At 70.7% G+C, this 26,988-nt stretch carries 25 protein-coding genes and 1 other RNA gene; 20 read left to right on the top strand and 6 right to left on the bottom strand.

The genetic code is table 11. The annotated features are described in order from the left end of the window. Positions 1-2 precede the first annotated feature (2 nt). The 8 genes from ssrA to GGQ83_RS04050 all read left to right on the top strand — a co-directional run bounded on the left by ssrA (position 3) and on the right by GGQ83_RS04050 (position 5,735). Positions 3-327: a transfer-messenger RNA gene (ssrA, locus tag GGQ83_RS04085) on the top strand. Between the two features lie 266 nt (positions 328-593). Then, the gene (locus GGQ83_RS04080) at positions 594-1,097 is read left to right on the top strand and encodes an SspB family protein (protein ID WP_184382304.1); all 504 of its coding nucleotides are present in this window, start codon (positions 594-596) and stop codon (positions 1,095-1,097) included. Positions 1,098-1,119: 22 nt separating this feature from the next. Beyond that, the gene (locus tag GGQ83_RS04075; protein ID WP_184382303.1) at positions 1,120-2,772 is read left to right on the top strand and encodes a fumarate hydratase; all 1,653 of its coding nucleotides are present in this window, start codon (positions 1,120-1,122) and stop codon (positions 2,770-2,772) included. Positions 2,773-2,868: 96 nt separating this feature from the next. Then, on the top strand, positions 2,869-3,108 hold the full coding sequence (locus GGQ83_RS04070) for a DUF2798 domain-containing protein (protein WP_311727155.1): 240 nt from the start codon (positions 2,869-2,871) through the stop codon (positions 3,106-3,108). Between the two features lie 24 nt (positions 3,109-3,132). Next, a complete protein-coding gene (locus GGQ83_RS04065; RefSeq protein WP_184382302.1) occupies positions 3,133-3,522 on the top strand; it encodes a RidA family protein in 390 nt (129 codons plus the stop codon). Between the two features lie 103 nt (positions 3,523-3,625). Further along, complete coding sequence (locus GGQ83_RS04060; protein WP_184382301.1) at positions 3,626-4,024, top strand: VOC family protein; 399 nt, start codon at positions 3,626-3,628, stop codon at positions 4,022-4,024. Positions 4,025-4,125: 101 nt separating this feature from the next. Then, positions 4,126-5,508 carry a class II fumarate hydratase gene (locus GGQ83_RS04055; RefSeq protein ID WP_184382300.1) on the top strand — a complete coding sequence of 461 codons (1,383 nt, stop codon included), beginning with the start codon at positions 4,126-4,128 and terminating at the stop codon, positions 5,506-5,508. Next, a complete protein-coding gene (locus tag GGQ83_RS04050; protein ID WP_184382299.1) occupies positions 5,505-5,735 on the top strand; it encodes a ribbon-helix-helix domain-containing protein in 231 nt (76 codons plus the stop codon). The genes GGQ83_RS04055 and GGQ83_RS04050 overlap by 4 nt, the downstream gene beginning before the upstream one ends. A 10-nt stretch (positions 5,736-5,745) precedes the next feature. Here the strand turns inward: GGQ83_RS04050 and GGQ83_RS04045 are convergent, their stop codons facing one another. From GGQ83_RS04045 to GGQ83_RS04035, 3 genes are all read right to left on the bottom strand, one after another. After that, entirely contained in the window at positions 5,746-6,222 is a 477-nt protein-coding gene (locus GGQ83_RS04045; protein ID WP_184382298.1) for a hypothetical protein, read from the bottom strand. A gap of 74 nt (positions 6,223-6,296) precedes the next feature. Continuing rightward, on the bottom strand, positions 6,297-7,178 hold the full coding sequence (locus GGQ83_RS04040; RefSeq protein WP_184382297.1) for a UPF0280 family protein: 882 nt from the start codon (positions 7,176-7,178) through the stop codon (positions 6,297-6,299). A gap of 11 nt (positions 7,179-7,189) precedes the next feature. Further along, positions 7,190-8,677 carry a 6-hydroxynicotinate reductase gene (locus GGQ83_RS04035; protein WP_184382296.1) on the bottom strand — a complete coding sequence of 496 codons (1,488 nt, stop codon included), beginning with the start codon at positions 8,675-8,677 and terminating at the stop codon, positions 7,190-7,192. Between the two features lie 122 nt (positions 8,678-8,799). Between GGQ83_RS04035 and GGQ83_RS04030 the strand changes: the two genes are divergently transcribed. The 12 genes from GGQ83_RS04030 (at position 8,800) to GGQ83_RS03975 (ending at position 22,313) form a co-directional block, all read left to right on the top strand. Beyond that, positions 8,800-9,960 carry an amidohydrolase family protein gene (locus tag GGQ83_RS04030; protein ID WP_184382295.1) on the top strand — a complete coding sequence of 387 codons (1,161 nt, stop codon included), beginning with the start codon at positions 8,800-8,802 and terminating at the stop codon, positions 9,958-9,960. After that, positions 9,957-10,535, top strand: a complete 579-nt coding sequence (locus GGQ83_RS04025) for an amino acid synthesis family protein (RefSeq protein ID WP_184382294.1) — start codon at positions 9,957-9,959, stop codon at positions 10,533-10,535. Before GGQ83_RS04030 ends, GGQ83_RS04025 begins: the two co-directional genes overlap by 4 nt. An 18-nt stretch (positions 10,536-10,553) precedes the next feature. Further along, entirely contained in the window at positions 10,554-11,906 is a 1,353-nt protein-coding gene (locus GGQ83_RS04020; RefSeq protein WP_184382293.1) for a xanthine dehydrogenase small subunit, read from the top strand. Next, positions 11,903-14,194, top strand: coding sequence for a xanthine dehydrogenase molybdopterin binding subunit (gene xdhB / locus GGQ83_RS04015; protein WP_242535012.1), 2,292 nt, complete (start codon positions 11,903-11,905; stop codon positions 14,192-14,194). The genes GGQ83_RS04020 and xdhB overlap by 4 nt, the downstream gene beginning before the upstream one ends. Positions 14,195-14,322: 128 nt before the next feature. Beyond that, a complete protein-coding gene (locus GGQ83_RS04010; RefSeq protein WP_184382292.1) occupies positions 14,323-15,108 on the top strand; it encodes an ABC transporter ATP-binding protein in 786 nt (261 codons plus the stop codon). Continuing rightward, the gene (locus GGQ83_RS04005) at positions 15,101-15,808 is read left to right on the top strand and encodes an ABC transporter ATP-binding protein (RefSeq protein ID WP_184382291.1); all 708 of its coding nucleotides are present in this window, start codon (positions 15,101-15,103) and stop codon (positions 15,806-15,808) included. Before GGQ83_RS04010 ends, GGQ83_RS04005 begins: the two co-directional genes overlap by 8 nt. A gap of 52 nt (positions 15,809-15,860) precedes the next feature. Next, a complete protein-coding gene (locus GGQ83_RS04000) occupies positions 15,861-17,102 on the top strand; it encodes an ABC transporter substrate-binding protein (protein WP_184382290.1) in 1,242 nt (413 codons plus the stop codon). A gap of 35 nt (positions 17,103-17,137) precedes the next feature. Further along, on the top strand, positions 17,138-18,382 hold the full coding sequence (locus tag GGQ83_RS03995; RefSeq protein ID WP_184382289.1) for an ABC transporter substrate-binding protein: 1,245 nt from the start codon (positions 17,138-17,140) through the stop codon (positions 18,380-18,382). A gap of 75 nt (positions 18,383-18,457) precedes the next feature. Next, complete coding sequence (locus GGQ83_RS03990) at positions 18,458-19,705, top strand: ABC transporter substrate-binding protein (protein WP_184382288.1); 1,248 nt, start codon at positions 18,458-18,460, stop codon at positions 19,703-19,705. 131 nt (positions 19,706-19,836) lie between these two features. Beyond that, positions 19,837-20,721: a branched-chain amino acid ABC transporter permease gene (locus GGQ83_RS03985; RefSeq protein ID WP_184382287.1), complete on the top strand. Its 885-nt coding sequence runs from the start codon at positions 19,837-19,839 to the stop codon at positions 20,719-20,721. Between the two features lie 3 nt (positions 20,722-20,724). Next, on the top strand, positions 20,725-21,708 hold the full coding sequence (locus tag GGQ83_RS03980) for a branched-chain amino acid ABC transporter permease (protein WP_184382286.1): 984 nt from the start codon (positions 20,725-20,727) through the stop codon (positions 21,706-21,708). A gap of 134 nt (positions 21,709-21,842) precedes the next feature. Beyond that, a complete protein-coding gene (locus GGQ83_RS03975) occupies positions 21,843-22,313 on the top strand; it encodes a cupin domain-containing protein (protein ID WP_184382285.1) in 471 nt (156 codons plus the stop codon). Positions 22,314-22,316: 3 nt separating this feature from the next. On the opposite strand, the gene GGQ83_RS03970 is transcribed toward GGQ83_RS03975, so the two are convergent. From GGQ83_RS03970 to GGQ83_RS03960, 3 genes are all read right to left on the bottom strand, one after another. Further along, positions 22,317-24,368, bottom strand: coding sequence for a methyl-accepting chemotaxis protein (locus tag GGQ83_RS03970; protein ID WP_184382284.1), 2,052 nt, complete (start codon positions 24,366-24,368; stop codon positions 22,317-22,319). A gap of 107 nt (positions 24,369-24,475) precedes the next feature. After that, entirely contained in the window at positions 24,476-25,765 is a 1,290-nt protein-coding gene (locus GGQ83_RS03965) for an adenylosuccinate synthase (protein ID WP_184382283.1), read from the bottom strand. Next, complete coding sequence (locus GGQ83_RS03960; protein ID WP_184382282.1) at positions 25,765-26,922, bottom strand: ATP phosphoribosyltransferase regulatory subunit; 1,158 nt, start codon at positions 26,920-26,922, stop codon at positions 25,765-25,767. The genes GGQ83_RS03965 and GGQ83_RS03960 overlap by 1 nt, the downstream gene beginning before the upstream one ends. Positions 26,923-26,988: the final 66 nt, after the last annotated feature.

Below are 26,988 nucleotides of genomic sequence, written 5' to 3'. Positions count from 1 at the left end.
CGCCTCTGGCAATCGCGGCGCCGATGCCCTACATGTCGGGGTGCCGCTTGCGGCTATGGTGATAAACGTTGCGTGGAATAATCGTTACGGACCCGGGGGCAGTGCCCGGCGTCTCCACCACTCCAACCGCCTTTATCGGGGCGCGTGGCACGGGGACGAAACAGGCTCGACGTGCGTGGTAAAGACGCAGCTTTTGCCCGGCATTGTACCGCCGTTATCGGGCTAAATCACAAGTGCCAACGATAACGTCCGCGAGGACGTGGCGCTCGCTGCCTAGGAATAGGTAAGCGCGGTTTGGGGGGCACCGGGCAACAGAAGCCCCCCGCTTGATCCCTGTGCCGAGGCCCATCGGGCCTCGGCACAGGGATCAAGTTTTTTTGTGCCCTCAGGCGCCGGGCGGCCGCGTCCGCGGCCTTGGCTTTCGCGCCCTGAAGGGCGCGCCGGCCGCTGTGCAGCCGGAGCGTGGGGAAGGTGTACTGATCGCCCTCAGGCGCCGGGCGGCGCAGGCGATTTACGGCGCGTTCGCCGCCCGTCACTCCCCTTCCTTCCCTTGCGCCGCCACCCGCCATATGGTGCAGCGCCAGGAATAGCCGATGACAGACACCAACACCCCCAGCCTGCTCCCCTACGAAGCCTGGGCCACGCGCGCGCTGCGCTCGGTGGTCGTGGACGCGCTCGAATACGCGGCGCGCGAGGGCCTGCCGGGCGAACACCACTTCTACATCTCCTTCCGCACGGACCACCCGGGCACCTCGGTGCCGGCGTTCCTGAAGGCGAAATACCCGCACGAGATCACCATCGTGATCCAGCACCGCTTCTGGGACCTGAAGGTGGACCGCGTGGCGCAGCGCTTCTCGGTGGGGCTGTCCTTTTCGGGCATCCCGGCCTCGCTGGTCGTGCCCTTCGCGGCGCTCACCGCCTTCCAGGACCCGCATGCCCAGTTCGGCCTGCGCTTCCAGCCCGAATATGACGGCGAGGAGGACGCGGCGGACCTGCCGCCGCCCGAACCCACCGCCACGGCCCCCGAAGAAGACCCCGCACCCGCCCCCCAGCCACAGGTCGTCAGCCTCGACGCCTTCCGCCGCAAGCGCGACTGACACCCCGCCCGGAGCCCACACCTTGCTCGACAGCGCCACCCCCGCCCGCCCCGAAGGCTTCCACTACAGCCCGACCTTCCCCCTCGCCGAGGACACCACCCCCTATCGCCGCCTGCCGATCGAGGGGGTGAAGGTCATCGAGGTGGACGGCAAGCGCGTGCTGAAGGTGCCGCCCCAGGCGCTGGAGGAGCTGGCCTTCGCCGCCTGCCGCGACGTCTCCCACCTGCTGCGCCCCGGCCACTTGGCCCAGCTCTCCTCCATCCTGAAGGACCCGGAGGCCAGCGCGAATGACCGCTTCGTGGCGCTGGACCTGCTGAAGAACGCCAACATCGCCGCCGGCGGCAAGCTGCCCATGTGCCAGGACACCGGCACCGCCATCGTCTTCGGCAAGAAGGGCCAGCGCGTCTGGGTCGAGGGCAATGAGGAGGAGGCGCTGTCCTACGGCGTCGCCCGCACCTACACCGAGACGAACCTGCGCTATTCCATGATGGCGCCGCTCTCCATGTTCGACGAGGCGAACACTGGCAACAACATGCCGGTGGAGTTCACCATCCTGGCCTCGCCCGGCGAGGACCATGCTGACGAATTCCACCTGATGTTCGTGCTGAAGGGCGGCGGTTCGGCCAACAAGACCTTCCTCTACCAGCAGACGCGCGCGGTGCTGAACAAGCCCAAGCTGCTGGCCTTCATCGAGGAAAAGGTGAAGACGCTGGGCACCTCCGCCTGCCCGCCCTACCACCTGGCCATCGCCATCGGCGGCACGAGTGCCGAGGCCAACCTCAAGGCCGTGAAGCTCGCCTCCACGCGCTACCTGGATGGGCTGCCGGAGACGGGCGACAAGTCCGGCCACGCCATCCGCGACCGCGCGCTGGAGGCCGAGATCCACAAGCTGACGCAGAACCTCGGCATCGGCGCGCAGTTCGGCGGCAAGTATTTTTGCCATGATGTGCGCGTGGTGCGGATGGCGCGGCACGGCGCCTCACTGCCCATCGGCATCGGCGTCTCCTGCTCCGCCGACCGGCAGATCAAGGCCAAGATCACGGCCGAGGGCGTGTTCCTGGAAGAGCTGGAGCACGACCCCGCGAAATACCTGCCCGAGGCCACCGACGACATCCTGGGCGGGGAGGTGGTGAAGCTCGACCTCAACCGGCCCATGGACGCGATCCGCGCGGAGCTGGCGAAGCACCCGGTGAAGACCCGCGTCTCGCTGACCGGCACCATCGTGGTGGCGCGCGACATCGCCCACGCGAAATTGCAGGAACGGCTCGACCGCGGCGAGGGCCTGCCCGACTACATCAAGAACCACCCCGTCTATTACGCGGGCCCGGCCAAGACGCCGACGGGCATGGCCACCGGCAGCTTCGGCCCCACCACGGCCGGGCGCATGGACAGCTATGTGGCGGCCTTCCAGGCCGCCGGCGGTTCGCTGGTGATGCTGGCCAAGGGCAACCGCTCCCGCGCCGTGCGCGAGGCCTGCCAGAAGCATGGCGGCTTCTACCTGGGCTCCGTGGGCGGCCCGGCGGCGCGGCTGGCGCAGGACTGCATCCGCAAGGTCGAGGTGCTGGAATACCCGGAGCTCGGCATGGAGGCGGTGTGGCGGATCGAGGTGGAGGATTTCCCGGCCTTCATCGTGGTGGATGACAAGGGCAACGATTTCTACGAGGGGCTGGAGTGATGCAGCCGGCGTCGCTTTGCCCTTCCCTTTTGCTGGCCCGTGGCCGCCGGCGGCGTCCACAGGACCTGCTGGCAACGACTTCCACGAAGGCCTAGAGTGACCGACCGTCGCCTGCCCGCCCGCTACACCCTCCCCGTGACGGGCTTCTTCCTGACGGCGATCATGACCTTCGTGATCTCCGGCATCTCGACCCTCATGGCGCTGGGTCCCACCCAGGCCATGCTGGCCGCCTGGCCGCCGGCCTGGCTCACCTCCTGGGTCTTCGCCTTCCCCACCGTGCTCGTCGTGCTGCCGCTGGTGCGGCGGCTTGTCGCACGCTTCGTCGCCCCCGCCTGAGAAATTTGGCCTGAGGAACATCCCATGACCCGTCGCCTCATCTCCTCCGGCTCGAAGTTCGAGGAAGAGATCGGCTATTCGCGCGCCGTGGTGGATGGGGATTTCATCTTCCTCTCCGGCACCACCGGCTATGACTACGCCACCATGACCATCGTGGACGACGTGGCGGCCCAGTGCGAGCAGACGCTGAAGAACATCAGCGCCGCCCTCGCCCAGGCCGATGCCACGCTGTCGGATGTGGTGCGGATGCTGGTGATCGTGCCCCGCCGCGAGGACTGGGCCCCCTGCTGGCCCATACTGAAAAAATACTTCGGCGAGACGCGCCCCGCCTCCACCCTCATCCACGCGCAGTTGCAGACCGATGCCATGCGCATCGAGATCGAAGTCACCGCGCGGCGCCAGCCCCGAGGCTAGGGCATGCCGCGTTCACGCCGCCTGCCCCAGCCCGCCATTTGCCGTGGGATTCAGCGTTTTCGGTGACGACACCTCAACGCATCCCGCTTTAAGGACCGCCCCCATGCGCTTCGCCGTGGACCGCCTCGACCACCTGGTCATGACCTGCAAGGACGTGGAGATCACCGCCGCCTGGTACCAGCGCGTGCTGGGGATGGAGCGCGTGGAATTCGGCCCGCACCGCCGCACCACGCTGCGCTTCGGCGGACAGAAGATGAACCTGCGCCCCGTCGAGGCCACGCAATCCGAATGGTTCTCGGGCGTGGCCACGGCGCCGGGTGGGCAGGATCTCTGCTTCATCGTCACCGTCAGCGCGCTGCAGGTGGTGGAACACCTGCACCGCTGCGGCGTCATGGTGGAACAGGGGCCGGTGCCCAAGGATGGCGCGCTGGGGCCCATCACCAGCGTCTATTGCCGCGACCCGGACCAGAACCTCATCGAGATCGCCACCTACTCCGACTGAAAACCGGCGCGGTTCGTCATCCGCGCGCCCCTCTCGCGCGTTTGGCGCGCGGGTGGGGGTGCCGTGCTATTCTCCGCCCCACCACAAGGGGTTGAGGCCACATGACCACGCGCACCGAAACCGACAGCCTCGGCACGGTCGAGATTCCCGCCGAGCGCCTCTGGGGCCCGCAGACCGAACGCGCCCGCCACCTCTTCGCCATCGGCACCGAGCGTTTCCCGCCTTTGCTGCTGCGCGCGCTGGGCCAGCAGAAATGGGCGGCGGCGGAGGCCAATGCGCGGCTGGACGAACTGCCCCGCCATTTGACGGATGCCATCCAGCAGGCCGCGCAGGAGATCATCTCGGGCCAGCGCGACGCGGATTTCCCGCTGACCATCTGGCAGACGGGTTCCGGCACCCAGACCAACATGAACGCGAACGAGGTGATCGCGAACCGCGCCAACCAGTTGCTGGGCGCGAAGCTGGGCGCACGGGCGCCGGTGCATCCCAACGACCATGTGAACCGCGGCCAATCCTCCAACGACAGCTTCCCGACGGTGATGCATCTCGCCGCCGCCGAGGCCGCGCAGCGCCGCCTCAAGCCCGCGCTGGAGACGCTCGCCGCCAGCCTGAACGCGCGGGCGGAGGAATGGGCCGGCATCATCAAGATGGGCCGCACCCACCTGATGGACGCCGTGCCCGTCACGCTCGGCGGGGAATTCGCCACCTGGGCGCGGCAGGTGATCCATGGCGTGGCGCGGCTCGATGCCGCCATGCCCCGCCTGCTGCAACTGCCCCAGGGCGGCACTGCGGCCGGCACCGGCCTGAACCGCCACCCCGATTTCGACCGTATCTTCTGCGAGGTGGTGGCCACCCGCACGGGCCTGCCCTTCACACCCAACCCCGACAAGTCCGAGGGCATGGCGGCGCATGACGCGCTGCTGGAACTGCACGGGGCGATGAACACCATCGCGGCGTCCCTGATGAAGATCGGCAATGACATCCGCCTCTTGGGCAGCGGCCCGCGCGCGGGGCTGGCGGAGCTGATCGTGCCCGATGATGGCCTGTCTTCCAGCATCATGCCCGGCAAGACCAACCCCACCCAGAGCGAGGCACTGACCATGGTCTGCGCCCAGGTCATGGGCAACCAGGTGACGGTCACCATCGGCGCGTCCCAGGGGCATCTGGAACTCAACACCTTCAAGCCCGTCATCATCCAGGCGGTGCTGCAATCCGCGACCCTGATGGCCGAGGCCGCCACCAGCTTCGCCCGCCACATGGTGGACAAGCTGGAACCGAACCACGCGCGCCTGGCCGAGAACCTGGCGAAGTCGCTGATGCTCGCCACCGCGCTGAACCCGCATATCGGCTATGACCGCGCGGTCGCCATCGCCAAGCTCGCGCTGCACGAGGACCTGACGCTGCGGGACGCCGCCGCGCGCGAGGGCGTGGCGGGCGAGGATTTCGACGCCTGGGTGAAGCCGGAGGCGATGCTGCGGCCGTGACCGGGCATCTGGTGAAGCGCAGCCTGCGGCTGGCGGGGCATGGCACCTCCATCGCGCTGGAGCCCGCCTTCTGGGCCGCGCTGGAGGAGGAGGCCGCCCGCCGCGCCATGCCGCTGGCGGCCCTCATCGCCGAGCAGGACGCGACGCGCACCGATGCGGCGGAACCGCTGACCAGCCGGCTGCGCGTCTTCGCGCTGGAATGCGCGCGGGGCGCGGCACGCGGCTGAGGCGGGGCGTTCAGGTGCTGTAGGTGCGGGGCCCGCTGCCGCGGCCGCGGCCCACCGGGTCATGCGGGTCGCTGTCGGTCGGGCCTTGGGGCCGCTGCCCGCCGCGTCCGCGTCCCGGCGGGTCATTCGGATCGGAATCGGTCACGCCGCGCCCACCGCCGCGTCCGCGCCCCACCGGGTCGTCCGGGTCGGAGTCGGTCACGCCACGCCCACCGCCCCGCCCGCGCCCCACCGGATCATTGGGATCGGAATCGGTGACACCGCCTCGTCCGCCGCCACCTCCCCGCCCCTGGCCAGGCGGATCGGACGGGTCGGAATCGGTGACCGGCGGCGGGGCGCGCCGGGGCTCCGGTGGCGCCTTCGGCGCGGGCTCGGGCGGGGCCGGCGTCTTCTGCGCCAGGGCCGCGCCGGCCGGCAGCAGCAACGCGGTCGCGACCGGCACCCGCAAGATCAGCAGCCGCCGCTTCAGCCGCCCGTGTTCATCCATGTCCGTTCCTCCGCGTTCCGGAGCGCCAAGGGCGGCGCCGTCCCGGCCCGATCCTCGTCAACGCCGCACCGCCATCATCGGATGGAAGCCGCGCGGTCCATCGCCGCCAGCGCATCGGCCGCGCCCAGCAGCCGCACCTGGCCCTGCAGCCGCAGGCAGACGCCCAGCACCAGGCCGCGCGCCAGCAGGCGTTCGGCGCAGGCCTCGCCGTGATCCAGCGCCTCGGCCACCAGCGCCGGGGGCAATTCGCCCACATGCGTGGTCACGGGCAGGTCGCGCAGGTCGCTGTCGGGGTCCAGGCTTTCCGCCGGGGCGCGGAGGATGGCCGGGTGGTCCACATCCACCGCATTGGCGATGATGGTGGCGGCGGCGTCGGCCTCGGGCGCGCGGTCGGCCAGCACCGTCACCGCATCGGCGATCCCGCGCGAGAAGCTGCGGCCGCGCCAGCCGGAGGTCGCGATGCCCCGCACCCCATCTCGCCCCCGGATCACGGCCAGCCCATCGGGCACACCGGCCTCCGGCCCCTCCACCAGCCCCACCCGCAGCGTGCTGGCGGGGGACAGGTGCAGCGCGATGTCCCCGCCATTGTTCACATGCGCGAGCTGCACGCCCGGCACGGCCGCGATGGCGGCCAGCACATGCTCGGCCACGGCACCCGCCACCGCCGCCATGGGGGTGATGAAGATGGCGCGGTGCGGCCATGCGGCCTCGGCCATGCGGCGGGCGACGGGGTGGCGGAAGCTGGGCATCCGGCCCAGCAGGGGCGTCCGCAGCAGCGGCAATTCCATCGCGAGGGCAGGCAGCAGGCCGGTGAGAGCCGCGGCCGCGGCCTCGCGCGCCTGGAGCACGGCGGGGCGCAGGCCCTCGATGCCGATGACGAGGTCTATGGGCCCGTCCTGCAGATGCAACCGCCCATCGGGCAGCATGGCGCGCCGGGGCGCGGGCCAGGCGCTCATGCCCCCATCGGTCATGAGGGCGCGTCGGGCCAGGGGTTGGCGCGGGGCCAGGGGGCGTTCACCGCGGCCTCCGCGTGGCGGGCAAGCAGGGTCTCGAGGGCGATGGCCTGGTCCACATGCCCTCCAAGTGCGGCGTAAAGCCCGGCGCGCAAGGTGAATTCGATGGGCGCCACCAGGGCGGGCGTCGGCACATGGCCGAAGGCGTTGTCCGGGATGGCCAGCACATCGGCCATGATGGTGATGCCCCCGCCGGGCCAGAGGGTGCAGGGCGCGCCGCCCATGGTGACGCGCACCTCGCCCGCCTGGACGGCGCGGGTCAGCAGAATGGGGTTGTCCGTCACACCCGCGCGCAGCGAACCGCCGGCACCCGCCATGAAGAGGATGGAAGTCAGCGCCGGTTCGCAATTCTCGCCGATGCGGGCGACCGTCTGGGCCACGGCGTCGGGCATGGGGGCGGGGACGGGGCGCAGGGCCTCGTCCAGTTCCAGCCACAGGCTGTCCTCGCCCGTCGTGCTGGTCATCAGCACGCGCATCCCGGGCCAGGCGAGCTTGGGGTCCAGGCTCTCGATCAGCGTCAGCGGGTCCGTCACGTCGGTGCCGCCCCAGCCGGTGCCGGGGTGGGCCACCTGGAAATAGCGGCCGGGGGTGGAGCGGCGGCCGCGCACGCGCAGGCCGGAGGGGCGCATGTTCAGGCAGCGCCCCGCCTGGTGCTCGGTGAGGACCCCGGTAATGTGGTCGTCCACCACCACCACCTCGTCCACATGGCCCTGCCATTGCTGGGCGAAGATGCCGACCGCGGCACTGCCGCAGCCCACCCGCATGCGCGTCTCGGCCACGCCGTTGACGATGGGGGCCGCGCCGGCCTGCAAGATGACGCGGGAACCGCCCGGGATCGTCACCTCGATCGCCTGCTTGCGACACAGCGCCAGCATGGCCGCGCAGGTGACCTGGCCCTCGCGCTTGGAGCCGCCGGTCAGGTGCCGCACGCCGCCGAGCGAGAGCATCTGCGAGCCATATTCGGCGGTGGTGACATGGCCGATCTGCTCGCCCTCATGCAGCACGGGGGCGCATTCGGGGCCGAGATGGCGGTCGGTGTCGATCTTCACCTTCAGCCCGCAATAGCTGAAGATTCCCTCGGTCACGACCGTGACGGTGTCCACCCCCTCATGCTTCTGCGCCACGATGAAGGGCGCGGGCTTGTAGTCGGGATAGGTGGTGCCGGCGCCAATCGCCGTGACGAAAACCTGCGGCGGGGGCGTGACATCGCCCGCCCAATCCTCGGCGGCGTCGAGGAAGGGGACCAGCGGCGTGCCCTCCTCCACCGCCTGGTGCAGCAGCACCAGCGGGTCGGTGCGGATGAGGCGCCCGTCCTCGTTGGCATAGCGGTGGCAGGCCCCGGCGCGGCCGGGGCGGATGCGGCACAGCACCGGGCAGGCGTCGCAGCGGACGATGCCCTCATTCCCCTCGCGGGCGCCGAACTGCTCGGTCCGGTCGGTCATGGGCGGGCCGCCAGGTGGGGGTGTCGCAAATCCTGCCTCCGTCATCGCAACGGATTGTGCTTTCCCTTGGCGACACGCTCAATCGGAAACTAGGCTGGGAAATCAGGCGCAAGGGGGATTGGATGGCGCGGGTGCTGGTGCGTGGCATTGGACTGTTCTTCACGGGCGAGATGGACACCCCCCTGCGGGACGCCGACGCCCTGCTGATCGAGGGCGGGAAGGTGGCCGGCATCGGCCGCGCGGCGGATTTCGACGCGGAGGGTGCCACGGTCATTGACGCCAAGGGCTGCGCCGTCATGCCCGGCCTGATCGACAACCATGTGCATCCGGCCTTCGGCGACTGGACCCCGCGCCAGAACCAGCTGGGCTGGATCGAGGCCATGGTGCATGGCGGCACCACCACCCTGATCTCGGCGGGCGAGGTGCATCTGCCCGGCCGTCCGAAGGACCCGGTGGGGGTGAAGGCGCTCGCCATCGCCGCCCAGCGCTGCTTCAGCGCCTTCCGCCCCATGGGGGCGCGGGTGCTGGCCGGCGCCCCGGTGCCCGAGCGCGGCCTGACCGCCGCCGACTACGCCGAGATGGCGGCCGCCGGCGTGCGCTTCGTGGGCGAGTTCGGCCTGGGCACCGTGAAGGACGAGGCCGAGGTGGTGGAGGTGATGGGCCATGTCCGCGCCGCCGGGCTGAACGCCATGATCCATTGCGGCGGGCCTTCCATCGCGGGGTCCAACCTGATGCAGGCGCCGGTGGTGATCGCGGCCGATGCGGACATCGTCGCCCACATCAATGGCGGGCCCACCAGCCTGCCCGCCGCCGAACTGACCAAGGTGATCGAGGGCACCAGGCGCGCCATCGAGGTGGTGCACAACGGCAACCCGCGCAACGCCATCCACGCCATGAACGTGCTGCGCGAGATGGGGCGGCTCGACAGGCTGGTGCTGGGCACGGACAGCCCGGCGGGGTCGGGCGTGCAGCCGCTGGGTGTCATGCGGACCATCTCGCTGTTGTGCAGCCTGGGCGGGCTTGATCCGGCCATCGCCATCGCGGCGGCGGGCGGCAACACGGCGCGCTGGCGCGGGATCGAGGCGGGGACAATCGCCGTCGGCCGCGCGGCGGACCTGGTGTTCCTGGATGCCCCCATCGGCGGGGCGGGCAGCGATGCCGCCCAGGCCTTCAGCTTTGGCGAACTGCCCGGCATCGGCATGGTGATGGTGGATGGCGAGGTGAAGACCGCCCGCAGCCGCAACACGCCGCCCGCCGCGCGCATCCCGGAGGTGGTGGCATGATCATCCGGAAATACATCGCGCTGGTGGAGGAGGTGGCGCTGGAACAGGGCCAGACCGTGACGCCCCCTATCCGCCGCGCCGTGGCCGCCTGCGTGCTGCTGAACCCCTTCGCGGGGCGCTATGTCGAGGACCTCGCGCCCCTGATCGAGGCGGGCGAGACATTGGGCGCGGAACTGGCCGCGCGCGCCGTGGCCGCGCTGGGCATCCCGGGCGAGCAGGTCCACAGCTTCGGCAAGGCCGCCGTGGTGGGCGAGGGCGGCGAGCTGGAACACGCCGCCGCCCTGCTGCACCCCAGGATGGGCGCGCCGGTGCGCACCGCGCTGGGCAAGGGGCCGGCGCTGATTCCTTCCGCGAAGAAGCGCGGCGGCATGGGCACGGCCATTGATATCCCGCTCGGCCACAAGGACGCGGCCTTTGTCCGCTCGCATTTCGACGCCATCGAGTTCCGCTGCACGGATGCGCCCATGGCGGGCGAAATCCTGCTCTGCCTGGCGCTGACCACCGGGGGGCGGCCCTTGCCGCGCATTGGGGGGCTGGAGGTGAAGGACATCGTGGGGACGGATGGTTTGCGATGACCAACCGCCGGCCGCGCCATGGATGACCAGATTCGCCTCGTGCTGAATGGGGCGCCCCGCACCCTGCCACCGCACCAGAGCCCCACCACCACCCTGCTGGACTGGCTCCGCGCCGAGGGTCTGACCGGCGCCAAGGAGGGCTGCGCCGAGGGCGATTGCGGCGCCTGCACCGTGGTGCTGGAGGGCGCCGATGGCGGCCGCACCCCCGTCAATGCCTGCCTCTGCGTGCTGGGCCAGCTACATGACCGCGCCATCCGCACGGTGGAGGGGCTCGGGCCGCAGCACACCGTCCCCCGCGCCCTGGCCGAGGCGGACGCCACGCAATGCGGCTTCTGCACCCCCGGCATCGTCATGTCCGCCTGGGCCCATACGCGCGAGGGCGGCGATCCGCATGAGGCGCTGGCGGGCAATCTCTGCCGCTGCACGGGCTATCGCCCCATCCTGGACGCCATGGCGCGCCTACAGGATGACGGCGCGGCGCCGCCCGCCCCCGTGGTCCCGGACAGCGCCAAGTTCGGCGGCTTCCATTTGCCGGCCTCGCTGGACGAGGCGCTGGCGCTGCGCGCCGTGCGGCCGGAGGCCCTGGTGCTGATGGGCGGCACCGATCTCGGCCTGCGCTTTTCCGAGCACCGGGAGCATCCGGCCCAGGTGCTCTGCCTGCTGAACGTGGCGGAGATGAAGGGGGTGGAGGTCCGCCCCACCGGCCTGCGCATCGGCGCCGCCGCCAGCTACGCCGAATGGCTGCGCGCCTGCCGGGCCGATGCCGCCTGGGCGCCGCTGGTGCCCTATCTGTCGCGGCTGGGGTCGCGGCAAATCCGGGGCTTGGGGACGGTGGCGGGCAATCTCGGCACGGCCTCGCCCATCGGGGATGCGCTGCCGGTGCTGCTGGCGCTGGGCGCGGTGGTGGAGGTGGCGCAGCTGCGCGGCGTGCGGCATGTGCCGGTGGGCGAATTCCTCACGGGCTATCGCCGCAACGCGCTGGCGCCGGAGGAACTGATCGTCGCCATCCACCTGCCACGCCCGCCGGAGGGCGCCTTCCTGGCGGCGGAAAAGCTCTCGCGCCGGCATGACCAGGACATCAGCGCCGTCTCGCTCGCCGCGCTGATCACCTTCGAGGATGGCGTGGTGCGGGAGGCGCGGCTGGCTTTCGGCGGCATGGACGCGACGGCACGCCGCTGCGCCCCGGCCGAGGCCGCGCTGCGCGGCCGGAAACTGGATGACGGGGCGCTGGCGGGCGCCGGCCAGGCGCTGGACTTCGCGCCCATGGCGGACTGGCGCGGCAGCGCCGAATACCGGCTGGAAGCGGCGCGCGGCCTGCTGCGGCGCCTCGCACTTCGCCATGCCGGGCTGCCGGCGGAGGTCTTCGCATGATGGATGGCGGCAGCTTCCGCCTGAAGCATGCCGGCCAGGCCATGCGCCATGACAGCGCGCTGAAGCACGCCTCCGGCGAGGCCCGCTTCCTCGACGACCTGGCGGAACCTGCGGGCCTGCTGCACGCGGCGCTGGTGCTCTCGCCCGTGGCGCATGGGAAGCTGGACGCGCTGGAAACGGCCTCCGCCGCCGCGATGCCCAGCGTGGTGCGGATCATCACGCCCATGGACATCCCGGGCGAGAACGACATCGCCCCCATCGCGACGGGCGAGGTGATGCTGGCCGAGGCGGTGGTGGAGCATCACGGCCAGGCGCTGGCCATCGTGGTCGCCCATACCCGCGACGAGGCCCTGCGCGCGGCGGCCGCCGTGACCACCGCCGTGACACCCCTGCCGCCGGTGCTGAGCATCGAGGAGGGTCTGGCGCGCGAGGCCTGGATCATCAAGCCGCAGACCATGGTGGCGGGCGATGCGGCGGCCGCGCTGGAGGCCGCACCGCACCGCCTCGCGGGCCAGTTCCGCGCCGGCGGGCAGGAGCATTTCTACCTGGAGGGGCAGATCGCGCTGGCCATCCCGGGCGAGGGGGAGGAGATGCTGGTCCATTCCTCCACCCAGCACCCGACCGAGGTGCAGCACATCGTGGCGCGGGTGCTGGGCGTGCCCTATCACCGCGTCACGGTGCAGTGCCGCCGCATGGGCGGGGCCTTCGGCGGCAAGGAAAGCAATGCCAGCTGGATCGCCGCCGCCGCCGCCGTCGCCGCCCGGCTGACGGGCATGCCCGTGAAGCTGCGCCTGCCCCGCCGTGCCGACATGGCGGCTACCGGCAAGCGCCACCCCTTCCTCTATCGTTGGGAGGTGGGCTTCGACGATACGGGGCGGCTGCTCGGGCTGGATGCGCTGCTGGCGGGTGATGGCGGGCATTCGGTGGACATGTCGGCCGGCGTGGTGTTCCGGGCGCTGACCCATGCGCTGAACTGCTACGGCGTGCCGGCGCACCGCATCACCGCGTGCGCGGTCAAGACCAACCATGTCAGCAACACCGCCTTCCGCGGCTTCGGCGGACCCCAGGGCGCGCTGCTGATGGAGGAGGTGCTGCACGCGGTCGCCGCGCATCTGGGCCGCGAGGTGGACGCGGTGCGCGAGGCGAACTTCGCCAGCCGCACCCCCTATGGCCAGGCGCTGGACCCGAGCCTCACGCGCCGCGTGCTGGCCGAGGCGAAGCAGGACGCCGGCTGGGCCGCCAAGCGCGCCGAGATCGCCGCCTTCAACGCCGCCCACCCCACGCTGCGGCGCGGGCTCGGTTCCTTCGTCTGCGCCTTCGGCATCAGCTTCGGCATCGTCCACCTGAACCAGGCGGGCGCGCTGGTGCATGTCTACACCGATGGCTCCATCCGGCTGGCCCATGGCGGGACGGAGATGGGCCAGGGGCTGTTCATCAAGGTGGCGCAGGTGGTGGCGGAGGTGTTCTCCGTGCCAGTCGAGACGGTGGGCCTCAGCGCCACCTCCACCGCCGAAATTCCGAACACCAGCGCCACCGCGGCCAGCACCGGCAGCGACCTCAACGGCTGGGCCGCCCATGCGGCGGCGACGACCCTGCGCGAACGCATGGCCGAGGTGGCCGCGCAGCATTTCGGCTGCCCGGTGGAGGAGGTGGTCTTCGAGGAGGGGCAGGTCTTCGCGAGCCGCGCCGGCAGCAACAAGCGCCTGACCTTCGGGGAATTGGCGAAGCTGTGCTGGAAGGCGCGCGTCAGCCTCTCGGCCACCGGCTTCTACAAGACGCCGGACATCCACTGGGACGCGGAGGCGCTGAAGGGCGAACCCTTCCATTATTTCACCTATGGCGCCGCCGTGGCCGAGGTGCTGCTGGACACGCTGACGGGCGAGCATCGCTGCCTGTCCGCGCATCTCGTGCAGGATTGCGGGCGCAGCCTGAACCCGGCCATCGACATCGGCCAGATCGAGGGGGCCTTCGTGCAGGGGATGGGCTGGCTCACCACCGAGGAGTTGTGGTGGGACGGCGAGGGCCGGCAGCGCACGCTCGGTCCCTCCACCTACAAGATTCCCGGCTCGCGTGACGTGCCCCCGGTGCTGCAGACGCGGCTGCTGGCGGGCTCGGCCGGGCGGGCGCGGACACTGTTCCGCTCCAAGGCGGTGGGGGAGCCGCCGCTGCTGCTGGCCACCGCCGTGGTGAACGCGCTGCGCGACGCGGCGGGGCTGGTCCACCTCGACTTGCCAGCCACGCCGGAGCGGCTTCTGCTCAATTTAAAGGCAATAAAATCGGGGCCGTAAAGGCGCTTGCATGTCGCTGCGGGCTTGGCCATACAGGCATGGCTGGGCTGCGGAATAAGCAACCCGGCAGGGACACAAGCCGCCGGGGCAAACCCCGGATTCAACAATGGCGTGGGGGACGGATCCGGGTGAGCGACATCATCCTTCAGACGGAGAATCTGACGAAGGAGTTCCGCGGCTTTCTGGCCGTCCAGGACGTCAACATCAATGTGCAGCGGGGCACCATCCATGGGCTGATCGGGCCCAATGGCGCGGGCAAGACGACCTGCTTCAACCTGCTCACGAAATTCCTGATCCCGACGCGCGGGAGCATCACCTATGACGGGCGCGACATCACGCGGATGAAGCCCGCCGAGGTGGCGCGGCTCGGCCTCGTGCGGTCCTTCCAGATCTCGGCGGTCTTCGCGAACCTGACCGTGCTGGAGAATGTCCGCATGGCGTTGCAGCGCCAGCGCGGCGCCAGCTTCGACTTCTGGCGCTCGGAAAAGGTGCTGCGGCAATATGACGACCGCGCGCATGAGTTGCTGGCCGATGTGGGGCTGACCGAATACGCCGATCTGCGCGCGGGTCAGCTTCCCTATGGCCGCAAGCGCGCGCTGGAAATCGCCACCACGCTGGCGATGGACCCCGCGATGATGCTGCTGGACGAACCCACGGCCGGCATGACGCATGAGGATGTGGACCGCATCGTCACCCTGGTGAAGCGCGTCTCGGCGGGCCGCACGGTGCTGCTGGTGGAACACAACCTCAAGGTCGTGGAAGGGCTGTGCGACCGCATCACCGTACTGGCCCGCGGACAGATCCTGGCCGAGGGCGACTATGCCGCCGTCAGCCGCAACCCGGAGGTGCAGGCGGCCTATCTCGGCACCGACCCCTCCTCCGTCGGCGTTCCGGAGGGCGCGCACCATGGCTGACGCCCCGCTGCTCCAGGTGAAGGGCCTTGAGGCCTGGTATGGCGAAAGCCACGTGCTGCACGGCGTGGACATCCACATCAACGCCGGCGAGGTGGTGACGCTGCTGGGCCGCAACGGCGCGGGCAAGACCTCCACGCTGCGCTCCATCATGGGGCTGGTAGGGCGCCGCGCGGGCTCCGTGAAGTATGACGGGCGGGAGCTGATCGGCGCGCGGTCGGACATCATCGCGCGCGCGGGCATCGGCTATGTGCCGGAGGAACGCGGCATCTTCGCCTCGCTCTCGGTCTACGAGAACCTGATGCTGCCGCCCGAGGTGCTGCCGGGCGGGCTTCCGGTCGGCACCATCTACGAGCTGTTCCCCAACCTGCTGGAGCGTCGCAACAGCCCAGGCACCAAGCTCTCGGGCGGCGAGCAGCAGATGCTGGCCATCGGCCGCATCCTGCGCACCGGGGCCAAGCTGCTGCTGCTGGACGAGCCTTCCGAGGGGCTGGCCCCCGTGATCGTGCAGCAGATCGGCCGCACCATCCGCGAGCTGAAGAGCCGCGGCTTCACGGTGCTGCTGGTGGAACAGAATTTCCGCTTCGCGCAGACCGTGGCCGACCGCCACTACGTGATGGAACACGGGCGGGTCGTGGACATGGTGGGCAATGCGGAGCTGAACGCCTCGCTGGATCGCCTGCACGAATATCTGGGCGTCTGAGACCGACAAGAAGCGGCCGGACCGGAAACCCCAAGGAAGGAAACCCAAGGAAATGACCACCACCACCCGCCGCACCCTACTCGGGGCCGCCGCCACCGCGCCGGCCTGGGGTGCGCTGCCGATGTCGCGCGCCCGCGCGCAGGCGGCCAACACCATCCGCATCGGCGTGCTGACCGACATGTCCGGGACCTTCCGCGACCTGAACGGGCCGAACACGGTGGCGGCCACGCGCCTCGCCGTGCAGGAATTCGCGGCGCGCGGCTTCAACGTGGAAGTGGTGGTGGCCGACCACCAGAACCGCCCCGATGTCGCCACGGCCACCGCCCGCCAGTGGTTCGACCGCGACAATGTGGACGTGGTGAGCAGCCTGGCCGCCTCCTCCGTGGCGCTGGCCGTGGCGGACTTGGCGCGCGAGCGCAACAAGGTGGCCATCGCCACCTCCACCGCCACCTCGGACCTGACGGGCCGGGCGTGCAGCCCCAACACCGTCCACTGGGTCTATGACACCTACATGCTCTCCAAGGTGGCGGGTGCGGCCATGGTGCGCGCGGGCGGCGACACCTGGTTCTTCCTGACCGCGGACTACGCCTTCGGCCATGCGCTGGAACGCGACACCACGGGCTTCGTGCGCGCCGCCGGCGGCCGTGTGCTGGGCAGCGTCCGCACGCCCTTCCCCGGCACGACCGACTTCAGCTCCTTCCTGCTGCAGGCCCAGGCCAGCCGCGCGAAGGTGATCGGGCTGGCCAATGCCGGCGTGGACACCATCAACTCCATCAAGCAGGCGGCGGAATTCGGCATCACGCGGCGCGGCACCAAGATCGCCTCGCTTCTGCTGTTCATCACCGACGTGCATGCGCTGGGGCTGGAGGTGGCGCAGGGCCTGGTCTGCGCCAACACCTTCTACTGGGACCTGAACGACGGCACGCGGGACGTGTCGCGGCGCATCCTGGCGCTGGCCGGCGGCGACATGCCGGTGGCGATGAGCCATGCGGGCGACTACGCGGCCAACCTGCACTACCTGAAGGCCGTGGCCGACCTCGGTGTCGCCGCCGCCAAGGCCAGCGGGCGCGACACGGTGGCGCGGATGAAGGCCATGCCGACCAATGACCTGGCCTTCGGCGAGGGCCGCATCCGCGAGGATGGTCGCAAGCTGAACCGCGCCTACCTCTTCGAGGTGAAGACCCCGGCCGAAAGCCGCGGCCGGCACGACTACTACAAGCTGCTGCAGTCCACCGACGCCGAGGAGCCCTGGCGGCCCCTGGCCGAGGGCGGCTGCGGCTTCATCCGCAGCTGAAGCGGCCAAGCGCAACAGAGGAAGGAGTTCCCCCCATGAGCACCACTTCCCGCCGCACCCTGCTCGGCGCCGCCGCCACGGCGCCCGTGTGGGGCGCGCTGCCCTACCGCTCGGCCCGCGCCCAGGCGGCCAACACCATCCGCATCGGCGTGATGAACGACCAGTCGGGCCTCTACCGCGACCTCTCGGGGCCGGGCTCCACCCAGGCCGTGCGCCTCGCGGTGCAGGAAAGCGGCATCGCGCAGCGCGGCGTCACTGTCGAGGTCATCCAGGCGGACCACCAGAACCGCCCGGATGTCGGCTCCACCGTGGTGCGGCAATGGATCGACCGCGACAATGTGGACGTGATCGTGGACGTGCCCACCAGCTCGGTGGCGCTGGCGGTCAACACCATCGTGCGCGAGCGGAACAAGGTGTTCCTGAACAGCGGTGCCGCCACGTCCGACCTGACGGGCGCGCAGTGCAGCCCCAACACCATCCACTGGACCTATGACACCTGGATGCTGGCCAACTCGACCGGCGGCGCGATGGTGGCGGCCGGCGGCCAGACCTGGTTCTTCATCACGGCCGACTACGCCTTCGGCCATGCGCTGGAGCGCGACACCAGCGCCTTCGTCCGCCAGGCTGGCGGCCGCATCCTGGGCAATGTCCGCACACCCTTCCCGGGCACGACGGATTTCAGCAGCTTCCTGCTGCAGGCCCAGGCCTCTCGCGCGCAGGTGATCGGGCTGGCCAATGCCGGCGGCGACACCATCAACTCCATCAAGCAGGCCGCCGAATTCGGCATCACGCGGCGCGGCGTGCGGCTGGCGGGGTTGCTGGTCTTCGCGACCGACGTGCATGCGCTGGGCCTGCAGACGGCGCAAGGCCTCGTGCTGACCGAGACCTTCTACTGGGATTTGAACGACAAGACCCGCGCCTTCACCCAGCGCCTGGGCGCGATGCCCAATGACACCCGCCCCTCCATGGTGCAGGCCGGCTGCTACTCCTCCGTGCTGCACTACCTGAAGGCGGTGGGCGAGATGGGCGTGGCCGCGGCCAAGGCAAATGGCGCCGAGGCGGTGGCCCGCATGAAGGCCATGCCGACCAGCGATGACGCCTTCGGCGAGGGCACCATCCGCGCCGATGGCCGCAAGCTGCACCCCGCCTACCTGTTCCAGGTGAAGACGCCGGAGGAGAGCCGCGGCGCCTGGGACTACTACAAGCTGCTGCAGACCGTGCCCGCCGACCAAGCCTTCCGCCCCATGGCCGCCGGCAATTGCGCGCTCGTCCGCAGCTGAACTGACGCGTGAGGGGGCGGGGGCAACAACCCCGCCCCCGCCTGCCCTGCCTGCACCTCCCGGGAGAAACGAAAAATGTCCCAATTCCATCGCCGCGCGCTGCTGGGCGGCGCGGCCGCCACCGCCGCCTTCGGCGCCCTGCCCGCCCATGTGGCGCGGGCGCAGGCCGCGAACACCGTCAAGATCGGCATCCTCAACGACCAGTCGGGCCTCTATCGCGACGTGAACGGGCCGGGCTCCGTCGCCTGCGTGCGCCAGGCCATCCAGGATTCCGGCGTGGCCGCGCGCGGCGTCAATGTCGAGGTGGTGGTGGGCGACCACCAGAACCGCCCCGATGTCGGCTCCACCATCACGCGGCAATGGATCGACCGCGACAATGTGGACGTGATCCTGGACGTGCCGACCAGCTCCGTCGCACTCGCCGTCAACACCATCGTGCGCGAGCGGAACAAGATCTTCCTCAATTCCAGCGCCGCGACCTCGGACCTGACGGGCGCGCAGTGCAGCCCCAACACCATCCACTGGACCTATGACACCTACATGCTCGCCAAGAGCACGGGTGGCGCGATGGTGCGGGCGGGCGGCGACACCTGGTTCTTCATCACGGCCGACTACGCCTTCGGTCACGCGCTGGAGCGCGACACCTCGGGCTTCGTGCGCGCGGCCGGCGGCCGGGTGCTGGGCCAGGTGCGGACGCCCTTCCCGGGCACGACCGATTTCAGCAGCTTCCTGGTGCAGGCGCAGTCCTCGCGCGCCAAGGTGATCGGCCTCGCCAATGCGGGCGGCGACACCATCAACTCCATCAAGCAGGCGGCCGAATTCGGCGTGACGCGCCGCGGCACCAAGCTCGCCGCGCTGCTGATGTTCATCAGCGACGTGCACAGCCTGGGGCTGGAGACGGCGCAGGGCCTCGTCTGCACCGAGAGCTTCTACTGGGACCTGAACGACCGCACCCGCGCCTTCACCCAGCGCGTGCTGCCCTCCATGCCGGGCGGGCTGCGCCCGGGCATGGGCCAGGCGGGCTGCTACTCGGCCATCATGCACTACCTCAAGACGGTGGCGGAGATGGGGGTGCCGGCGGCGCGCGCCAGCGGCGTGGACACGGTCAACCGCATGAAGGCCCAGCCCACCAATGACGACGCGATGGGCGAGGGCACGATCCGCCCCGATGGCCGCCGCATGCAGCCCGTCTACCTCTTCGAGGTGAAGACGCCGGCCGAAAGCCGCGGCGCCTGGGACTACTACAAACTGCTGCAGACCACCCCGGCCGCCGAGGCCTTCCGCCCGGTGGGCGAGGGCAACTGCGCCCTGGTCCGCAGCTGAGGAATACCCCCGGGCCGGCCGGCCCGGGGGCGCGTGTGACTTCACCGGGGCACGGCCGCCCCGCCCTGCCCGGCACGTTTGCGCCGGGCGTGGTGGGGCGGCCGAACCCTTGCCAGGGATGACTGATTCCGATGGACGAGATCTTCGGCATACCCGCGCCATTGCTGTTCGGCCAGCTTCTGCTGGGGCTGATCAACGGGGCCTTCTACGCCCTGCTGTCGCTCGGCCTCGCCGTCATCTTCGGCATGCTGAACGTGATCAACTTCACCCACGGCGCCCAGTTCATGATGGGCGCCTTCGTGGCCTGGATGCTGCTGCACTATCTCGGCATCGGCTACTGGTGGGCCCTGCTGCTGGCGCCATTGATCGTGGGCTTCACCGGCGTGGTCATTGAAAAGACAATGATCAGTCGATTGTACAAACTGGACCACCTCTACGGGCTGCTGCTGACCTTCGGCGTGGGCCTCATCATCGAGGGGCTGTTCCGCAACCAGTATGGCAGCTCCGGCATGCCCTATCGCATCCCGCCGGAACTCCAGGGCGCCTGGGACCTCGGCTTCATGTTCATGCCGGTCTATCGCGGCTGGGTCGTGATCGTGGCCATCGTCATGTGCCTGGCCACCTGGCTGGTCATCGAGAAAACGAAGCTCGGCTCCTACCTGCGGGCCGCGACGGAGAACCCCGCGCTGGTCCAGGCCTTCGGCATCAACGTGCCGCGGATGATGACGCTGACCTACGGCGCGGGCGTGGCACTGGCCGCCTTCGCGGGCGTGCTGGCGGCGCCGATCTATTCGGTGAACCCGCAGATGGGCGCCAACCTCATCATCATCGTCTTCGCCGTGGTCGTCATCGGCGGCATGGGCTCCATCCTCGGCTCCGTCGTCACGGGCTTCGGCCTCGGCGTCATCGAGGGTTTCACCAGGGTCTTCTATCCGGAGGCATCCGCTACCGTGATCTTCGTCGTCATGGCCATCGTGCTGCTGCTGCGGCCCGCCGGCCTGTTCGGGAGGGCTTAAGCCATGGCCGGTCCCGGCTTCTCCGGAGGGGATTTCAAGCACGAGGAACAGGTGTTCCTCGGCTTCACCCGCACCCAGCTCATCGCCTTCGGGCTGATGGTGGCGCTGGTCGTCATCAGCCCCTTCTTCCTCTACCCCGTCTTCCTGATGAAGGTGCTGTGCTTCGCGCTCTTCGCCTGCGCCTTCAACCTGCTGATCGGGTATGTGGGGCTGCTGAGCTTCGGGCATGCGGCCTATTTCGGCATGGGCGGCTACCTCGCCGGCCACGCGGCCAAGGAATGGGGGCTGCCGCCCGAGATCGCCATCCTGATCGGTGGCGCCACGGGGGCCATCCTGGGCCTGGTCATCGGCGCCATCGCCATCCGGCGGCAGGGCATCTACTTCGCCATGATCACTCTGGCCTTCGCGCAGATGGTGTATTTCTTCTGCCTCCAGGCGCCCTTCACGGGCGGCGAGGACGGCATCCAGTCCATCCCGCGCGGCATGCTGTTCGGCGTGTTCAACCTGAACTCCGACATGACGATGTACTGGCTGACGGCCGGCGTCTTCCTCATCGGCTTCCTGCTGGTGCACCGCATCGTCCACTCGCCCTTCGGCATGGTGCTGAAGTCCATCCGCGAGAACGAGCCGCGCGCCACCTCGCTCGGCTACCGCACCGATGACTACAAGCTGATGGCCTTCGTGCTGTCCGCCGCGCTGTCGGGCGTGGCGGGTGGCACCAAGTCCATCGTCTTCGGCATCGCGACCCTGACGGACGTGTTCTGGACCATGTCGGGCGAGGTGGTGCTGATGTCGCTGGTCGGCGGCCTGGGCACCATCTTCGGCCCGGTGATGGGCGCGGTCGTCATCATCACCATGCAGAACTACCTGGCCGAATTCGGCGCCTGGGTGACGGTGATCCAGGGCGTGATCTTCGTGCTCTGCGTGCTGGCCTTCCGCCGCGGCATCGTGGGCGAGATCGGCAACTGGCTGAAGGTGCGGCTGTAGCGTCTGATCGCCCCACTGGCGCCGCCCCGCGTGGGCGGCGCCCATTTCGCGGCGGTTGCCGCCACCCCGGGAAAAAGCGACATCATTCGCCAACCGGCGCCGCCCTTCCAGGCGCGCCGGAGATGAGGAACCCCATGCCCACCCGCCTTTTCGCCGTCGCACTCTGCGCGGCCCTCGCCCTTCCCACCGCCCTGACCGCCCAGCACGCGGGGCATGCGGGCCACACGGAGCTCACCACCATCAACGGCGTCGTCCCGCGCGGCGTCTACCGCCCGCTGGAGGAGGTGGTGGTGCTGCTCGACATCACGGCCTCCGACGGGCAGCGCCTGGTGGTCACGCGCGGTATTCGGCGCGCCGGCACGCGCGCGCCCATCCATGTGCACGAGCATGGCGGGCACACCTGCGTGCTGTCCGGCACCATCACGGATTTCGTGGAAGGCCACCCGGACACGGTCTGGCCCGCCGGCACCTGCTACTACATGCCGGCCAACACGCCGATGACGGCCGCCAACCTCGGCACCGAGGACGCGGTGCTGATGGACACCTTCAAGCTGCCGCCCGGCGCGCCCACCATCACCGTCGTGGAGCAGGGCCTGCCGCGCTGAGGCTCACGCGGCGCGCAGGGCCTCCAGGAAGCGATCCACCCGCGCGCGCAGCGTGGTGGCCTGGCTGGTCAGCTGGGTGGACACGGTCCGCAGCTCCGACCCGGCCGAGGCCGCCGCCCGCGCACCGGTCAGCACCTCGTCCGTCTGCCCGGCCACCTCGCTGGTGCCGGACGCGGCCTGCGCCACCGCGCGCCCGATCTCCTTGGTGGCGATGGCTTGCTCCTCCGCCACGCCGGCCACCTGGGTCGCGAGCGCGCTGAGCGCCTCGATCGAGCCGCCGATGCTGCGGATGGCGGCCACCGCCTGGCCCGTCTCGGCCTGCATGGCCTGGATCTGCTTCCCGATCTCCTCCGTGGCGCGGCCGGTCTGGGCCGCCAGGGTCTTCACCTCGCTCGCCACGACGGCGAAGCCCTTTCCGGCCTCGCCCGCCCGCGCCGCCTCGATCGTGGCGTTCAGCGCGAGGAGGTTGGTCTGGCCGGCGATGGAGCCGATCAGCCCGCTCACGTCGTTGATGCGGTCCGTCACCTTCACCAGACCCTCGACCACCGTGTTGGTGGTGCGCGCCTCCTGCTCGGCACGGGCCGCGAGCTCGGCGCTCTCGGTCACACGACGGGCGACCTCGGAGACGCTGGCCGCCAGCTCCTCGGTCGAGGCCGCCACCGCCTGCACGTTCTGCGAGGCGGTGCCGGCCGCCGCCGCCATGGCCTCCGCATGGGATTGCGCGGAGGCGGAGGTGCGGCCGATCAACTCCGCGGCCGCGTCCAGCGGGATGCTGGCGTTCGAAAGGTCCGCAAGGAGGCGGCCCAGCTCGTCCTCGAAGTCGCGGATCAGGGCCTCGTTGCGCTCGGCACGGGCCATCTTCGCGGCCTGTTCCGCCGCCGACGCCGCGGCCAGCTCCTGCGCGGCCAGGGCGTTGTGGCGCAGCACCTCCAGCGCCTGGGCCAGCGCGCCCAGCTCGTCCGGGTGGCCATGGGGCGGGATCGGCGCCTCGTGGCGGCCTTCGGCCAGGAGGCGCACGGCCGGCGTCAGCCGGCCCAGCGGCGCCACGATCCGGCGCAGCAGCAGCCAGGTGGCGCCGGCCAGCAGCAGCGCGACAAGGATGACGAGGCCGGCCAGCAGGAGGACGCCCCGGCCGGACGCCTCGCGCAGGGCCGTGGCGCGCGCCTCGGCCTCGGCCAGCGCGGCGTCCATCAACACCACGGGCATGCGGCTGAGCGGGGGCCCGAAGGCCGAATACGCCTCCAGGCTCATGGGATAGGGCTGGCCCGCCCGGCCCGCATCGAACAGCGCGCGCACCTGGGACAGGCCCTCATCCACGAAGCGCCGCTGCACCTCGGCCACGGCCGCGGCCAGGCGGGGCGGGGCGCCCAACAGGGCCACCTCCTCGCGCAGCCGCTGCCAGATGGCGTCGCGCACGGCGCCATGGATCTGCACGGCCTCCACCTCGCCGGGGTTCAGCGGGCGGCCGCCGCGGATGGCGCCGCTGATGGGCAGCAGGCCGCGGGTGGTGGCGGAGCGCAGTTCCCGGGTGCCGCGCGCCACCTGCAGCAGGTTGCCCAGCTCGGGCGCCTGCTGGGTCAGTCGGGCATGAACCGTGGACGTTGCTTCCTGCACCTGCGCCAGCAGGGCGTCGAAGGTGGGCACGGGGCGCTCCGCCTCGGGGGTGCGGCGCTCGGCCAGCGGCAGGGCTATCGCGGCATACAGGAGGGGGCGCAGCGCCGAAAGCCGCGCGGCGGCGTTCTCCAGCGCCTGCTGCTGGGCCGCCACCTCCGGCAGGGCGGCGACGCGCAGGGCGGCGATGGCCGCGGCGAGCGTGCGGTCGGTATCAGTCGCCATCTCCCGCAGTTCCTGGATCTGCGTGGGCGTGGCCGCGACGGGCAAGTTGGACCGGATGAAGGCGAAGGAGCGTTCGAAGCCCATGGCGTCCGCGAGGCGCAGCAGGCTTTCCGCGGCGGCGATCTGGCGGCTGGCCTCGATGGCCTCCGCGCGGCGCCCCCATTCCTGCCAGGCCATGCGTCCCGCCATGAGCGAGGTCACGGCGAAAACCACGACCATGACCGCGGGAACGAGCTTCCGAATCTGCATACAAGCCTCTCTGCCAGGTGTCGGCGCGGCTACAGCCGCCAACGCCGCACCCTTGATGGCAGAGAGTTAACGTCCCCCTATCCCGCGAAGGGATCCCTGAGCGAAATGGTGTCGTCGCGGTCGGGCGAGGTGGAGAGCATCATCACCGGCGCCTCCACCAGTTCCTCGATGCGGCGCACATACTTCACCGCCTGGGCCGGCAGGTCGGCATAGCTGCGCGCGCCGCGGGTGGAGCCGGACCAGCCTTCCATCACCTCGAAGATGGGCTCGGCGCGGGCCTGGGCGCGCATGGCGGCGGGCAGGCGCTTCATCACCTCCCCATCCACGCGGTAGCCGGTGCAGAGCTTGAGTTCCGGCAGCCCGTCCAGCACGTCCAGCTTGGTCAGCACCAGGCCCTGCACGCCGCCGATCTTCACCGCCTGGCGCACCATGGCGGCGTCGAACCAGCCGCAGCGGCGGGGCCGGCCGGTGACGGTGCCGAATTCATGCCCGCGCTCGCCCAGCAGGCGGCCCGTCTCGTCATGCAGTTCGGAGGGGAACGGCCCGCTGCCCACGCGCGTCGCATAGGCCTTGGCGATGCCGAGCACGAGGCCCACCTGGTCGGGTCCCACGCCCGCCCCCGCCGCCGCGCTGCCGGCCACGGTGTTGGAGCTGGTGACATAGGGGTAGGTGCCGTGGTCCACGTCCAGCATCACGGCCTGCGCGCCCTCGAACAGCACGCGCTTGCCCTCGTGGCGGGCGGCGTCGAGGCGTTCCCACACGGCTTCCGCATAGGGCAGCAGCTTGGGCGCGAGCGCCAGCAGCGCCTCCAGCAGCGGCGCCTTCTCGAACTCCGGCGCACCGAGGCCACGGAACAGGGCGTTGTGGTGCAGCAGCAGCTCATCGAGCTTGGCGGACAGCGTCTCCGGCTCGGACAGATCACAGAGGCGGACCGAGCGGCGGCCCACCTTGTCCTCATAGGCGGGGCCGATCCCCCGCCCGGTGGTGCCGATCTTGTCCTCGCCCCGCGCCGCCTCGCGCGCGCGGTCCAGCGCCGGGTGCAGCGGCAGGATCAGCGGCACGTTCTCCGCGATGCGGAGGTTGTGCGGGCCGACATCCAGCCCCTGCGCGCGCACCTTGCTGATCTCGGCGAGCAGCGCGTCCGGGTCCAGCACCACGCCATTGCCGATGACACCCAGCTTGCCGCGCACGATGCCCGAGGGCAGCAGCGACAGCTTGTAGGTGTTGCTGCCGACCACGAGCGTATGGCCCGCGTTATGCCCACCCTGGAAGCGCACGACGATGTCGGCCCGGCTGGCCAGCCAGTCCACCACCTTGCCCTTGCCCTCATCGCCCCACTGGGCGCCGATCACGGTGACATTGGCCATCAGACGGAACTTTCCTCGGTAACGGGAACGGGCGCGGTGCCGTCCCAGACATGGCTGCACCGCAGCGCGGCGGGCGCGTCGGCGGCGGACAGCGCGGCGATGGTGGCGAAGCCCTGGCGCCGCAGCCCCTCGCCCACCGCGGGCGCGGTGCCGATGGGCAGGAAGCAGCGCGGGCGGCTGGCGGGCTTGGGTGCGGCGCGCAGCACCGCGTCGGGGTAGAGCGTCATGCCCGTGGCCGGCTCGTCATTCGCGGACTGGTAGCGGCCGCCGCGCGCCATCTCGCCCGTGGCGCCTGGCCCGTAGATCGTGAAGGCCACGCCCACATGATAGCGGAAGCCGCGGAACTCGATGGGGTCCAGCGTGACGCGCAGCGCCGGCGCGCGGGCGGCGATGGCGGCGATGACCAGCGCCGCGTTCTCCGCGATGGCGCGGGCCGCCTCGGGCAGGTCGAGGCCCCGCAGAACGGCCAGTGCCCCCTCGGCCGGGCCGGCGGCGGCGAGCAGGGGCGGCAGCAACGCGGCCACCGGGCCGGCGTCGCGCGCCAGGGTGGCCACGGCGGCGGCGTCCTTGCGGTCCAGCGCGCGGATCAGGCGCCGGGCCACCGCGTCCTCCAACCCCGCCGCCTCCAGCAGGGCCTGGGCCATGCGCGGCAGGGTGATGTCCAGCGTGATGCCGGTGACGCCGACGCGCGCCAGGGCCTCGGCGGCCACCAGGGCCACTTCCGCATCCGCCTCCGGGGCCGCGCCGCCGATGAGTTCGATGCCGGCCTGCGCCAGTTGCCGGGCCGGGGCCAGTTCGCTGCCGCGCACGCGCAGCACGGGGCCTTCGTAGCAGAGCCGCAGCGGGCGGGGCTGCGCGCCGAGGCGCGTCGCCGCGATGCGCGAGACCTGGGGCGTGGTGTCCGCCCGCAAACCCATCATGCGCTGGCTGACCGGGTCCATGAGACGAAAAATCTGTTCGGAGACGGCGGCCCCCGATCCGGCCAGCAGCCCGTCCTCGAATTCCAGCAATGGGGGCTTCACGCGCTCATAGCCGTGGCGGGCGAAACCCTCCATCAGCGCCTCGACGAGCGCGGCCTCGCGCTCGGCGGCTGGCGGGAGCACGTCCATCAGGCCCGCGGGCAGCAGCCCGGGCGGAGGGGAGAAGGCGTCGTTCATGCCCCGGCTGTGTGGCAGGGGGGCGGGGTGGGGGCAAGATGGGGTGGGCTTGTGGTGCCATGCGCG

Source organism: Roseococcus suduntuyensis (assembly GCF_014196305.1).
Taxonomy (GTDB): domain Bacteria; phylum Pseudomonadota; class Alphaproteobacteria; order Acetobacterales; family Acetobacteraceae; genus Roseococcus; species Roseococcus suduntuyensis.
Note: the sequence above shows the minus strand (reverse complement) of the source record. Positions and strands in the feature narration are given on the sequence as shown.